The organism is Mesorhizobium sp. M0621 (genome assembly GCF_040320745.1).
Taxonomy (GTDB): domain Bacteria; phylum Pseudomonadota; class Alphaproteobacteria; order Rhizobiales; family Rhizobiaceae; genus Mesorhizobium.
Genome location: NZ_JAMYQF010000004.1, coordinates 95,146 through 108,233, shown reverse-complemented (window position 1 = coordinate 108,233; position 13,088 = coordinate 95,146). Strand labels below are relative to the sequence as shown.

Sequence of the window (13,088 nt, the reverse complement as noted above, 5' to 3'; positions counted from 1 at the left end):
TTGCCGTCCATGGCGGCAGAGAAAGGAAGTCTTGATGACCCTTCGTAACGGCCTCGATTCGCTTCTTCGTCCCGAAGATTCGGTACTCGTTCTGATCGACCACCAGCCTTACCAGCTCGCAAGCCTGAACAGCCATGATCCGCAAGCTGTGGTCAACAACACGACCGCGCTGGCGAAGCTGGCAAAAGCCTTCAATGTTCCGACCATTCTCACCAGCGTGATCGCGGCGCGCGGTGGACTTCTCTTCAAGCAGATCACCGACGTATTTCCGGACCAGGAAGTCATCGATCGCACCTGGGTGAACACCTGGCAGGACGAGAATGTGGTGAACGTCGTCAAGGCGACCGGCCGCAAGCAGCTGATCATCGCCGGCCTGTGGACCGAGGTCTGCGTCGCAATGCCTGCCATCCAGGCCGCCGGCGAAGGCTGGGACGTGACCGTGATCACCGACGCGTCGGGCGGGATTTCGAAGGAGTCTCACGAAGTTGCCATCCAGCGAATGATCGCGGCCGGCGCGAACGTGATGACCGTGATGGCGCTCGCTGGCGAATGGCAACGCGATTGGGCGCGCACCGAGCATGTCGAGGAGCTGACCGAGATTCTTATCCAACACTTCGGCGGCAGCGGCATCGCGTATCTTTGGGAGCAGCAGCTTCTCAACACGCCAGTAGCCGGCTGATCACGGCCGGCATGGCGAGCGAACCAGGCGGTTAGCACACGGCCCCACGCGACAGGTCAAGCGGCCTCCGGAAGGACAGCACGATAGCGGATAGCATCGGGGATCCCGGTGGCCGTGAGTTCAGCTGTGCGCACCTCGCCCCGCTCGCGCCAGAGCGACGGCCCACTCCCGGAGCATCGGTGTCGGCCCGCGGCGAGGCGTAGGGCTTCGGCGCGGTCCCGGTCACGTTTGCGCATTTTCGGTGAATGTGGCGCATTCCGGCGCAGGGTGATGGCGAATTCGTATTTTTCTGCTTCATTGACTCCGGGGAGCCATTTCAATCAAAACTGCGAGCGCCGCCTGCGCGCAGTTGCACTCCAGATACTCCTTCCTCCACAGCGAGCATCTCCAGAAGTTCGATTTTCGACGGCATTTTTCCCGTCAAGATAGTCGGCTCTGGAATTTCGACCGAAAAAAGAGCTATGATGATCTTGGCATTCGCCGGGACAGCTTCGCGCGCCCGAATGCCGGGAGGAACGATGCATGGCCGTAGCGCTTGTACTCGTTTTGGTCGTCGTGGGCTCGGTGTTGTTTCACCTCCTGAGCCCATGGTGGTGGACGCCGATTGCCTCGAACTGGGACTATATCGACAACACCATCATCATCACCTTCTGGATTACCGGCGTCGTCTTCGCCGCCGTGGTTCTATTCATGGCCTATTGCGTCTTCCGCTTCCGTCATCGGGAAGGGAACCAGGCTGCCTACGAGCCGGAGAACAAGCGGCTCGAATCGTGGCTGACGATCGTCACCGCGGTCGGGGTCACGGCGTTGCTGGTTCCCGGCCTGTTCGTCTGGAGCCGATTCGTCAACGTCCCGAGCGACGCAACTGACGTCGAAGTCGTCGGCCAGCAGTGGCAGTGGAGTTTCCGTCTGCCCGGCAAGGACGGCAAGCTTGGCACATCCGACACCCGCGACGTCACCGCCGAAAATCCGTTGGGCGTGATCGCCAGCGATCCCAATGGTCAGGACGATGTCGTGGTCGAAGCGGCTGATCTGCATCTGCCGGTCGGCAAACCGGTCAAGATGCTGCTCCGCTCGATCGATGTGCTGCATGATTTCTATGTGCCGGAATTCCGCGCCAAGATGGACATGATCCCGGGCTCGGTCACCTATTTCTGGTTCACCCCGACCAAGACCGGAACCTTTCAGGTCCTGTGCGCCGAACTTTGCGGCCAAGGGCATCCTTTGATGCATGGTGTGGTCATGGTCGACACGCAGCAAGACTATGTGGCCTGGCTCGGCCAGCAGCAGACTTTCGCGCAGTTGTCGGTACCCCAGCAAACGGGCGCGGCAGATAACGCGTCGGGGAAGACGATGGCGCCGGGCAAGACGATAGCGTCAGGTTTGAAAATTGCAGCAAAGCTCGAAACGGTCGGGTCTCGCTGAAAAGGACACGGAGGTGTTCCTATGGTCGACATCACGCCTGCAGATGGCATCCCCCCAGCCGAAGTCGCGGAAATGGAACTCTACCATCCGCACAGCTGGTGGACGAAATATCTCTTCTCGCAGGACGCCAAGGTCATCGCCATCCAGTATTCGGCGACGGCAACGGGAATCGGCCTGGTCGCCCTGGTGCTATCCTGGCTGATGCGGCTGCAACTCGGCTTCCCCGGCACGTTCGACTTCATCACCCCGGAAGCCTACTACCAGTTCATCACCATGCACGGCATGATCATGGTGATCTACCTGCTCACCGCCCTCTTCCTCGGCGGCTTCGGCAACTACCTGATCCCGCTGATGGTCGGCGCGCGCGACATGGTCTTTCCCTATGTCAACATGCTGAGCTACTGGATCTACCTGCTCGCCGTGCTGGTCCTGGTGTCGAGCTTCTTTGCACCGGGCGGACCGACAGGTGCGGGCTGGACGCTCTACCCACCGCAAGCCATCATGAGCGGCACGCCAGGCGGCCAGGACTGGGGCATCATCCTGATGCTCTCCTCGCTGATCCTGTTCATCATCGGTTTCACGATGGGCGGCCTGAACTATGTGGTGACGGTGCTGCAGGGCCGCACACGCGGCATGACAATGATGCGTCTGCCGCTGACCGTCTGGGGCATCTTCACCGCGACCGTCATGGCGCTGCTCGCCTTTCCGGCGCTGTTCGTCGCCTGCGTGATGATGCTGCTTGATCGCGCCCTCGGCACCTCCTTCTTCATGCCGGCGATCTCCGAGATGGGCGAGCAACTGCAGCACAATGGCGGCAGCCCGATCCTGTTCCAGCACCTGTTCTGGTTCTTTGGCCATCCCGAGGTCTACATAGTGGCATTGCCGGCTTTCGGTATCGTCTCCGACCTGATTAGCACCCATGCACGCAAGAACATCTTCGGATATCGGATGATGGTTTGGGCCATCGTCGGCATTGGCGCGCTGAGCTTCGTGGTCTGGGCGCACCACATGTATGTCAGCGGCATGCACCCCTATTTCGGCTTCTTCTTCGCCACCACGACGCTGATCATCGCCATTCCGACCGCCATCAAGGTCTACAATTGGGTGCTGACCTTATGGCGCGGCGACATCCATCTCACCATACCGATGCTCTTTGCCCTGGCCTTCATCGTCACCTTCGTCAACGGTGGGCTGACCGGGTTGTTTCTCGGCAATGTCGTCGTCGATGTTCCGCTGTCCGACACGATGTTCGTCGTCGCCCACTTCCACATGGTCATGGGTGTCGCCCCGATCCTCGTGGTTTTTGGCGCGATCTATCATTGGTACCCGAAGGTCACCGGCCGGATGCTCAACGAGACGCTGGGCCGGTTCCATTTCTGGGTCACCTTCCTCGGCGCTTACCTGATTTTCTTCCCCATGCACTATCTCGGCCTGATGGGCGTGCCGCGGCGCTATGCTGAACTGACCGACATGACTGTCATGACGGAGTCGGCCCACCACCTGAACTCGTTCATCAGCGTCATGGCGTTCATCGTCGGCTTCGCCCAGATGGTGTTCCTGTTCAATCTGATCTGGAGCATCCGCCATGGCCGCGGGGCCGGCGGCAACCCGTGGCGAGCCACGACCCTCGAATGGCAGACGCCGCAAACACCGCCGGCCCACGGCAATTTCGGCAAGGACCTGCCGATCGTCTATCGCTGGGCCTATGATTACAGCGTTCCAGGTGCCAAGGAGGACTTCATCCCGCAGAACATGCCGGGCTCCTTCGGCCCCTCAAGGGAGCCGGCATGAGCGTCATCCTGGTCTTCCTGCTTGTCATCGCCGGCTTTGCCGGATGGTGGCTTTCACATCAGGGGCTGATGTCGAAGCCATGGCTCGAGCAAGGTCTGGCCGGGGATTTTGTCGCCCTCGACCGGTCGGCGCTACCCACCGCCAAGATCGGCCTCGGTGTCTTCCTCGCCGTCGTCGGCTGCCTGTTCGCGCTCTTCACCAGCGCGTATTTCATGCGGATGGCGGTGTCGGACTGGCAGCCGCTGCCGCTGCCGCGGCTGCTCTGGCTCAATACTGGCGTGCTGGTCTTGAGCAGCGTCGCGCTGCAATGCGCCGTCGTCGCCGCGCGCAAGCGGCAGATCGACATGGTCAGGCTCGGCCTGGCCACGGCCGGGCTCACGGCGCTTGCCTTCCTGGTCGGGCAATTGGTGGCATGGCGGCAGTTGACCGAAGACGGCTACCTGCTGAGTTCCAATCCGGCCAACAGTTTTTTCTACCTGATCACCGGCATGCATGGCCTGCACATATTGGGCGGGCTGGTGGGCCTCGGCAGAACGACCGCCGGCGCCTGGAATGGAGCGCGGCCGGAGCGGCTTCGCCTCGGCGTCGAACTGTGCGCCATGTACTGGCATTTCCTGCTCTTCGTCTGGCTCGCCATCTTCGCCCTGCTGGCGGGTTGGGCCGCGACGTTCATCGACATTTGCCGACAGTTGCTGACCTAAGGGGATCAAGCGGATGGCAGAGACAGTCACGCATATCGGTCAGACGGAGCCACGGCCCGCGGGCTGGAAAGGTATTGCCGCCGACTGGTCCTCGGATCAGCGGGCGTTCAAGAACGTGTCCTGGGGCAAGGCCATGATGTGGATCTTCCTGCTCAGCGATACCTTCATTTTCGGCTGCTTCCTGCTCTCCTACATGACCGCGCGCATTTCGACACGCGTGCCGTGGCCCAACCCGAGCGAGGTCTTTGCGCTTCGCATCGGCGGCTCGGATATCCCGCTGATCCTTATTGCCATCATGACCTTCGTGCTGATCTCAAGCAGTGGAACAATGGCCATGGCGGTCAATTTCGGCTATCGCCGCGACCGCCGCAAGACGGCAATCCTCATGCTTCTGACCGCCGCGCTCGGCGCGACCTTTGTCGGCATGCAGGCCTTCGAATGGACCAAGCTGATCACCGAAGGCGTGCGGCCCTGGGGCAACCCCTGGGGCGCCGCACAATTCGGTTCGACTTTCTTCATGATCACCGGTTTCCACGGCACCCATGTGACGATCGGGGTGATCTTCCTGGTCATCGTTGCGCGCAAAGTCTGGCGCGGAGATTTCGACACCGGGCGACGCGGCTTCTTCACCAGCCGCACGGGTCGCTATGAGAATGTCGAGATCATGGGGCTGTACTGGCACTTCGTCGATCTGGTCTGGGTGTTCATCTTCGCATTCTTCTATCTTTGGTGAGAGGCAGGCTTTGGTGAGAGGAAAAAATGGCTGAAGCAACCGCAAACGGCCTCGGGCAACACGCACTTCACGCTGCGCATGAAGCGCCGGCCGCCGTCGCCCATGCCGACGCGCATCAGGAACATCCGATCAAGCTCTATCTTGTGGTCTGGGCATGGCTGTTCATCCTCAGCACATGCTCCTACCTGGTCGATTATTTCGGCCTTCACGGCTATCTCAGATGGTCGCTGATCCTGATCTTCATGATCCTCAAGGCAGGGCTGATCGTCGCTGTCTTCATGCACATGGCCTGGGAACGGCTGGCGCTGACCTACGCGATCATCCTGCCGCCGATACTGGTGCTGGTGTTCGTGACGATGATGGTCCTCGAAGCGGATTACACGCTTTTCACCCGGCTGGCGTTTTTCGGATCCGGACCCTGAAGCGCAAACCGGATTTGCCTATGACATTTCCGGTCGGGACCCACGCATGCGGCGTGCGTCCAGTTCAGTTGCCGCGCCTTGAAACAATCGGCAGCTGGTCCATTTTTGTTAAAGCATGATCCCGAAAAGTGGATTCGGTTTTTGCTGTGCGGAAAAGATCATGCTCAAACAAGGGAGGCCAAGATGACGATCGCAAACAGACTGAAGGACTTCATCGACGGCAAGGGAATTCCCTACGACACCGTCGCTCATCATCGCACTTCGACAAGCCGGCAGGCGGCAATAGCCGCGCATGTGCCCGGCAGTATCATGGCGAAATCCGTGGTCGTTCACCACGAACTTGGCTATGCAGTGGCCGTGGTTCCGAGCACCCACAGGATCGAACTCGGCACATTGCAAGACGTCATGGACAAACGTCTCGGACTCGCCTCCGAAGACGAGATGATTTCGCTCTTCGGTGATTGCGACACTGGCGCCATCCCGCCCATCGGCGCGGCCTACAATGTGCCGGTGATCGTCGATGAAAGCCTTGGCGACGCCACCGACGTCTACTTCGAAGGCGGCGATCATAAAACGCTGGTGCATGTCAGCGGCAAGGATTTCCGCAACCTGACCATGGGCGCATACCAGGCCCGCTTCAGCCATCCGGCTTACTGACGGCTTCGATCAAACCCGCAACGGCACCCTCGCCGGTGGGGTGAGGCAGAACGTCCTCAACTCGCCGATCTGGCGGGCGGCTCCACGACCTTGCGGTAGACATGCCAGGTGGCGTGACCGAGGATCGGCAACACGACGGCCAGCCCGGCGAACACCGGCAGCGAGCCGATGATCAGGGCGACGGCGACAATCAGTCCCCAGACAGCCATGGTGATCGGGTTCGCCAGCACCGCACGCACCGAGGTGTGGATGGCTTCGTAGGCGCCGACATCGCGGTCGAGCAACAATGGGAAGGCGACGACCGTTGTGCACAGCACCACCACAGCGAAGGCGAAGCCGATGGCGTGACCCAGGATAATAAGCGTCCAGCCGCGTCCAGTGGCGAATATTTCATTGATGAAGCCGGATATCGATTCCGGCGGCGCCGGGCCGAAGAGATACTGGTAAAATAGCTGAGCGGTCAAAAGCCAAGAGATGAAGATTGCCAGCAGCATGATCCCGACCGCCGCGATGGCCGGCAGCGCCGGAGAATTCCTGACCTCGAAAGCGTGCCTCCAGGAGGTGTCGAGTCCGGCTTCCCGTCTGCGGCTGATTTCATAGAGGCCTATCGCCGCGAATGGGCCGATCAGCGCAAAACCAGAGACCAGCGGAAACAACAACGGCAAGGCGTTGGCGCCCGAAGTCCAGGCGGCGAGCACGACGCCCACGAGCGGATAGAGCAGGCAGAGAAAGACGATGTGCGACGGTTTGACCATGAAATCTTCGACGCCCCGCCTGAGCGCGTCGAAAAGGTCGGAAATACCGATTTTTCGAATTTTGGTATGTTCCAGCGTCTCGCTGGCGCCTGCTACAACATGAAAACTTGCCATGACCGTTCCTCCAGACCGGGTCCGGTAAGGTCGCGGTTTCACGGTGCTGCCGTTCTGCATGACTGGCCACGCAAAACCGCGACCTGCACCGCAACCAACATACTCTTTTGCCAAGGACTTGTCGCCCTTTGTCGGAAGGACTCCGGCGGCTAGCTCTGGTGGTCTTTTTTCGATAGTCTCGTACAGCGCCGCGCGCCCTTCTTGGATGCGCAAAGGACGCTGGGCCACGTTGATCGCGGGGTCAAAGGTGAAGGTCATGGATGGAAGGACGCTTCTCATACTCGGCCTTGGCATAGTCGCCCTGCTGATCCTGGGATTCTGTGCAATACCATCGTGATGTTCGAGCCTGTCCTGGCGTGCAATGTCTTCAATGCAACAATTGCCGACCAGCCCTCTCGGCCCGTCCAAGAACAGTGGTCATGCCATCAACCTCCGACTGACGTGAACGCTCGCACTGCGATGGTGTCGGCAAGCAGCATGGCAAAGATCCCGAAAAGATAGAAAATCGAGAAGGCGAACAGCGCCTTTTCAGGCTTCATCTCCCGGTCTGGAGCGACCAGGACGTCCGGAACGACCAGGACCTTCCAGGCGTGCCAGATGAAACCCGCGCCCAAAGCGGCCGAAACAAGTCCATAGAACCCGCTCGCGAATCCGAACGCCCAGGGCAGCACGCCGATTGGCGCCAAGAGCAGTGAATAGGCGAGTATCTGTCTTCTGGTCGAAGCCTGGCCAGCCACGTTCGGCATCATCGGGATGCCGGCAGCTGCGTAGTCGCCGACCTTGAACAGCGCGAGCGCCCAGAAATGCGGCGGCGTCCACAGAAAGATGATCAAGAACAGGATGACGCTTTCGATGCCGATCGCGCCAGTGGCGGCCGCCCAGCCAATGACAGGAGGAAGGGCACCCGCCGCGCCGCCGATGACGATGTTCTGCGGCGTCGATCGCTTCAGCCACATCGTATAGATGACGACGTAGAAGAAGATGGTGAAGGCCAGCAGCGATGCGGCAACCCAGCCCACCAGCACGCCGAGCGTCATGACCGAAAGCGGGGAAAGCACTAGGCCGAAGCTGAGAGCTTCACCCGGCGTGACGCGGCCCGACGGAACCGGCCGCTTTGATGTGCGCGACATCAGCGCGTCGATGTCGGCGTCGTACCACATGTTGAGGGCTCCGGCCGCTCCTGCTCCGATCGCAATCGCACCGATCGCGATCACGGCGATGACCGGATTCATCGCGCCAGGCGCAACCATCAGGCCAACGCGACCCAATGCATGTCGCTCAAAAGTGGCCCGGTTTTGAGACATATGGCGGAGGAGCCAGGTCACTTGGAGAACGTTTTCAGATAGGCAATGACGTTGGCCACGTCTGCATCGTTCTTGAGGCCGGGAAACGCCATCTTGGTCCCTTTGACCATGGCCTTGGGATCATGAAGGTAGGTCGTCAGTGTTGGTTCGTCCCATTTGACGCCGGATTTGCCGGCGGCAATCATGGCATCGGAATATTTGAAATCCGGATGCGTACCGGCCGTCCGGCCGATAACCCCGTGAAGCGATGGGCCGATCTTGTTCTTATCCTCGTCTGCGATGTGGCAGACCTTGCATTTGGTGAAGACCTTCTCGCCAGCCGCAGCGTCCTGAGCCTGCGACGGATTGGCGGCGAAGGTTGCAACAGACACGACGGCGAAAAACGCGACCAAGCGCATGACATTTCCTCCCTGATCGTCAAATGTGCCTGAGATGATCTGCGCGTGCCGGTACCACCAGCGATGCGCCTTGTACGGCAGAACAGATTATCCGCTTCTCCCCATATGGAATTGCGGCATCTATATACCACAGAATCTGGCCGGTAGGTAGAAGAGGCCTCGGGATGATCCAGTGCATTCGTAGATGATGTCGCGACGCCGGGTGGCCGCGTTTTCACCGAGCAGGCATATGCCCTTGCCTCGGCTTCGGCGATCTCGTTAGGATTTTTTGTCGCCGTTTGGATTGGGGACCGGTGCCTCTCGCACGTCTCGCGGTGGCGGATCGATATGTTCAAGTTCTGACGGTGCTTCTTTGTCGCGATGGACAGGTACCTTCTTCGGTTCGGGCCTCGGTGGCGGTTCCTTGATCGTGTTGGACATGATCCAGTTAATCGGATCGCCGGTCTCTTGTTCCGTCAGCGAGCCTAAAAACTGGAAGCCAGAGGAACCGGGAGCGCTGAAGAGCGTTCTGTCGCATGCTGAAGAAAATCGCCCTCGCCGCCATGCTGGTCCAGGTTGCCGTCTTTTCGGCTCACAACCCAGACGGTCCTTTTCGCGTCCACAGCCACCCAAGCTGCCAACGCGCGACCTGGCGACCCTGTCGCGGTCACCGGGAAAGAACGCGCCGAGGCGACGTGGTCCAATATTCCCAATCATTGCCTCAGGCGGATTGAGGCGAGAAAGCCTATCGAAACGACCTTAACGATCGCCGGGCAACAATAGCCCCCTTATTGCAGGGGTGGATCGATCTTGCAAAGCCCGCCCCGTCACCTTAAAGCGCAATGATTCCTGCTACTTGCGGCGTGGGGATAGTGCGTTGGTTGGGCAAGAATTGGCAATGACTAGGCAGCGGCAGGGCTTTCGACTGCTCCAAATGGTATGCGTCATGCGGGCATTGCTGCCCGCAAGGGACCCACCGGATCGGTTGCCCTGGAAAGACGACCGCCTGCTCGGGATGTGCCGGCCTGGGGACGCTGGCAGAACCTCCGCTGCAGGCCGTCGCATAGCCCCTGATCGGGTCGCATGCCCTGATGACGAGTCGCGGCTTCGACGAGCTGCGTATTCTACGCCACTGATGCGTCTTCTTCAGGTGGTGGCGGCGTCAAAACCGTGATGTCCATCCGGGCTATCTTGGATGCCGCGCGGCCTTGCGCACCAGAATCCACGTCGCCGGTTGCGGCAACCATGATTTTGGCGAGATGTCCCACGGCGTCTGCGCTGCGGCCTGGCGAAAATTCTTCGCTCGTTTCCGGCTTTCCCACTGCTGTTTGTTTTTCCGGCACTTGCCGATGTTGATTTGCGATTGCGGCAACCATTGAAACCTCCTGTGGCAACACCTTGACCTTATATTAGCGCTGGCTGTTGTGAGGCTGACCTGGCAAGTCCGCCGGGAGCCACAATCAGGGGGCGTGAAGAACCTTGCTAACCAACTGCGCAGCGCCGCACGAGATCCGCTGGCTCAGCGCTACCTTGCGTGCATCTGACCGCCGCGCAATGCTGGCGCCAAGGGGAGAGAATCATGCGAAAAATTCTGGTGTCGATGCTGCTACTCGCGGCGGCCTTTTCCGTAAACCCGGCTTGGGCGCTGGACAGCAGCGGAATGCCCGTCGTGGTGACGCCACTGGCTTCACGCACGACGACCGCCTCCGGCCAGCCGATCACGCTGCCGCGGAAAAACGTGCAGGTATTGGTGTCGACCTATGACATCGCGCCGGGCGCGACCTTGCCGGTCCACAGACATCCCTTCCCGCGCTACGCCTATGTCCAAGCCGGCACGCTGAAGGTCACCAATGTCGAGACCGGCAACAGCAACACCTACAAATCAGGCGATTTCATCATCGAAATGATCGGCCAGTGGCATCAAGCCACCAATATCGGTGATATCGAGGTCAAGCTGCTGGTGATCGATCAGGTCGAGGAAGGCGCCAAGAATACGGAACTGCGCCAGTAGCGGGCAGGGCTGCGCCCAGCGGCCGGGAGGCCGCGCTCCCTTGCGTCATCGCACCGTCACGCACAACCACCCTGCCCAGGCACTTGACCCCCAAGCACTCATCCCCAGGCGCCGACCATCTGCCGTGTCGTGGCGTTGAGCCGGTTGAAGGCGTTGATGAGCGCAATCTGGATGACCAGCGCGGCAAGCGCCTTTTCATCATAGTGCCGGGCGGCCTCGTCCCAGACATCGTCCGGTACCGCGTCCGGCCGGTCGGCGAGCCGTGTGCCGGCTTCAGTCAGCGCAAGGGCCGCGCGTTCGGCGTCGGTGAAGTAAGGCGTCTCCCGCCATGCCGCCAGGGCAAAGATACGCTCGTCCTTTTCGCCGGCCTTCTTCAACTCGCGGGAATGCATGTCGACGCAGACGGCGCAGTTGTTGATCTGGCTGGCGCGCAGATGGATGAGCTTGCGCGTCACGTAAGGCACATCGGCAGCCTCGGTGGACTTGTCCAGCGCCAGCAGCGCCTGCACGGAACCGGGAATGAGCATCACCGGGTTCTTGATCCTTGCTTGCATGGTCTTCTCCTTTGAAGTGTTCGTCGGGGCATGTTTCACCGGCCCGGATGCAAGGCATCCGAGGTTGTGAATTTGAAAGGATTATCGGCCGCAACGCCGCGCTGCCAACAGGAAATCAATAACCATATAGCTATGGATTTACTCATAACTCAACGGTTATGAGAGTCAAGCAGAAAATGTCCGCTGGCCCAAATGGCGGCGCGCTGTTCGCGCTTTCACACCAACCGGCCCGATGCTAGGGCTGGCAGCGACATCATGGATTGGATAGCCCCTTGACCAGAGAAACTCGCCTGCCGCTGATAGAAATCTGTGTCGAAGGCATTGACGGCCTGCTGGCAGCACAAGCTGCCGGCGCCGACCGGGTCGAACTGTGCGCCAGCCTCATTGAAGGCGGCATCACGCCGAGCCTCGGCACCGTGCGCGCCGCCCTCGACCAGGCGACGGTGCCGTTTCACGTCATGGTGCGGCCGCGCGGCGGCGATTTTCTCTACAGCGACACCGAGTACGCCTCGATGCTCGCCGATGTCTCGGCACTGCGCGAACTCGGCGTGCCCGGCGTGGTGTTTGGCTGCCTGAATGCCGACGGCACCATTGACGAGGCGCGCATGAGCGAACTGACGCAAGCTGCCGGCGCCTTGAACGTCACCTGCCACCGCGCCTTCGACATGACGCGCGACCCGGTCGAGGCGCTGGAAGCGCTGATCCGCAGCAAGGTCGGTCGCGTGCTGACCAGCGGCCAGCGCGACACGGCAGTCGAAGGCGCGTCACTCCTGGCGGATCTGGTGCGGCAGGCCGGCGAGCGCATCGTCATCCTCGGCTGCGGCGGGCTCGATCTTGGCAACATCGCCGAAGTGCGGAGGAACACCGGCCTATCCGAAATGCATTTCGCCGCCCTCAAGGACGTGCCAAGCGCCATGGACTACCGCAACCCCCATGTCGGCATGGGCGGCTCCGATCTCGACCGCGAGTATCGCAACACCTTGACCGATACACCGCTCGTGGCGGCGACCATCGCGGCAGCCAAGGCATGAGCGCGACCCCTGCCCCAATCAGCCGCGTCTCGGCCGAAGACGAAGCGGCGATCCTGGCGCTCAACAATGAGCATGCCGCCGAACTGTCGTGGCTGGAGCCCGAACGGCTGTCCTTCCTGCTCGGCGAAGCATTTTACGCGCGCCGCATTGGGAACCTCGAAGCCTTCATCATGACCTTCGACCAGAACGCTCGTTACGACAGCCCGAATTTCTTGTGGTTTCGCGAGCGCTACGAGCGTTTCGTCTATGTCGATCGCGTCGTCGTCGCGGCGCAAGCGCGTGGCCGCGGCCATGCCCGCCGGCTCTATCAGGACCTGTTCGGCCATGTTGAGCGCGCCGGCCACACGCTGGTCACCTGCGAAGTCAACATCGACCCGCCGAACCCCGCCTCGGATGCCTTTCACGCCGCCCTCGGCTTTGCCGAAGCCGGCGACGCCGTCATCCATGGCGGCAAGAAAGCGGTGCGCTATTACGTCAGGTCGTTGCAGGCATAGACAGGCCGAGCGCACCGCAAAACGCCTGAACGGCTCTATT

At 60.7% G+C, this 13,088-nt stretch carries 14 protein-coding genes and 1 pseudogene; 10 read left to right on the top strand and 5 right to left on the bottom strand.

What is annotated here, in order from left to right; genetic code table 11:
- Positions 1-34 precede the first annotated feature (34 nt).
- From NKI38_RS04420 to NKI38_RS04390, 7 genes are all read left to right on the top strand, one after another.
- Positions 35-679: a hydrolase gene (locus tag NKI38_RS04420; protein ID WP_352655102.1), complete on the top strand. Its 645-nt coding sequence runs from the start codon at positions 35-37 to the stop codon at positions 677-679.
- A gap of 522 nt (positions 680-1,201) precedes the next feature.
- Positions 1,202-2,104, top strand: coding sequence for a cytochrome c oxidase subunit II (locus NKI38_RS04415; RefSeq protein WP_352655100.1), 903 nt, complete (start codon positions 1,202-1,204; stop codon positions 2,102-2,104).
- 21 nt (positions 2,105-2,125) lie between these two features.
- Positions 2,126-3,895 (top strand): cytochrome c oxidase subunit I, encoded by a 1,770-nt coding sequence (gene ctaD / locus NKI38_RS04410; protein WP_352655098.1) that lies wholly within the window; start codon positions 2,126-2,128, stop codon positions 3,893-3,895.
- Positions 3,892-4,596, top strand: coding sequence for a cytochrome c oxidase subunit 3 (locus tag NKI38_RS04405; RefSeq protein ID WP_352655096.1), 705 nt, complete (start codon positions 3,892-3,894; stop codon positions 4,594-4,596). The genes ctaD and NKI38_RS04405 overlap by 4 nt, the downstream gene beginning before the upstream one ends.
- Before the next feature lie 13 nt (positions 4,597-4,609).
- Positions 4,610-5,329 (top strand): heme-copper oxidase subunit III family protein, encoded by a 720-nt coding sequence (locus NKI38_RS04400; RefSeq protein WP_352655094.1) that lies wholly within the window; start codon positions 4,610-4,612, stop codon positions 5,327-5,329.
- Between the two features lie 26 nt (positions 5,330-5,355).
- Positions 5,356-5,751 carry a cytochrome C oxidase subunit IV family protein gene (locus tag NKI38_RS04395; protein WP_352655092.1) on the top strand — a complete coding sequence of 132 codons (396 nt, stop codon included), beginning with the start codon at positions 5,356-5,358 and terminating at the stop codon, positions 5,749-5,751.
- Between the two features lie 183 nt (positions 5,752-5,934).
- A complete protein-coding gene (locus NKI38_RS04390) occupies positions 5,935-6,408 on the top strand; it encodes an aminoacyl-tRNA deacylase (protein ID WP_352627988.1) in 474 nt (157 codons plus the stop codon).
- 56 nt (positions 6,409-6,464) lie between these two features.
- Here the strand turns inward: NKI38_RS04390 and NKI38_RS04385 are convergent, their stop codons facing one another.
- The 4 genes and pseudogenes from NKI38_RS04385 to NKI38_RS04370 all read right to left on the bottom strand — a co-directional run bounded on the left by NKI38_RS04385 (position 6,465) and on the right by NKI38_RS04370 (position 10,334).
- Positions 6,465-7,277 carry a DUF2189 domain-containing protein gene (locus NKI38_RS04385; RefSeq protein WP_352655284.1) on the bottom strand — a complete coding sequence of 271 codons (813 nt, stop codon included), beginning with the start codon at positions 7,275-7,277 and terminating at the stop codon, positions 6,465-6,467.
- A 425-nt stretch (positions 7,278-7,702) separates the two neighbouring features.
- A pseudogene (locus tag NKI38_RS04380) lies at positions 7,703-8,536 on the bottom strand (heme o synthase); the annotation flags it as partial.
- Between the two features lie 62 nt (positions 8,537-8,598).
- Positions 8,599-8,979, bottom strand: coding sequence for a c-type cytochrome (locus NKI38_RS04375; protein ID WP_023757655.1), 381 nt, complete (start codon positions 8,977-8,979; stop codon positions 8,599-8,601).
- 1,103 nt (positions 8,980-10,082) lie between these two features.
- Positions 10,083-10,334 carry a hypothetical protein gene (locus NKI38_RS04370; RefSeq protein WP_352655090.1) on the bottom strand — a complete coding sequence of 84 codons (252 nt, stop codon included), beginning with the start codon at positions 10,332-10,334 and terminating at the stop codon, positions 10,083-10,085.
- Positions 10,335-10,537: 203 nt separating this feature from the next.
- Between NKI38_RS04370 and NKI38_RS04365 the strand changes: the two genes are divergently transcribed.
- Positions 10,538-10,969: a cupin domain-containing protein gene (locus NKI38_RS04365; RefSeq protein WP_352627983.1), complete on the top strand. Its 432-nt coding sequence runs from the start codon at positions 10,538-10,540 to the stop codon at positions 10,967-10,969.
- Between the two features lie 98 nt (positions 10,970-11,067).
- On the opposite strand, the gene NKI38_RS04360 is transcribed toward NKI38_RS04365, so the two are convergent.
- Complete coding sequence (locus NKI38_RS04360; protein ID WP_352655088.1) at positions 11,068-11,523, bottom strand: carboxymuconolactone decarboxylase family protein; 456 nt, start codon at positions 11,521-11,523, stop codon at positions 11,068-11,070.
- Between the two features lie 272 nt (positions 11,524-11,795).
- Here NKI38_RS04360 and NKI38_RS04355 point away from each other — a divergent pair, with 272 nt between their 5' ends.
- Positions 11,796-12,554: a copper homeostasis protein CutC gene (locus NKI38_RS04355; RefSeq protein WP_352655086.1), complete on the top strand. Its 759-nt coding sequence runs from the start codon at positions 11,796-11,798 to the stop codon at positions 12,552-12,554.
- Positions 12,551-13,048, top strand: coding sequence for a GNAT family N-acetyltransferase (locus NKI38_RS04350; protein WP_352655083.1), 498 nt, complete (start codon positions 12,551-12,553; stop codon positions 13,046-13,048). The genes NKI38_RS04355 and NKI38_RS04350 overlap by 4 nt, the downstream gene beginning before the upstream one ends.
- Positions 13,049-13,088: the final 40 nt, after the last annotated feature.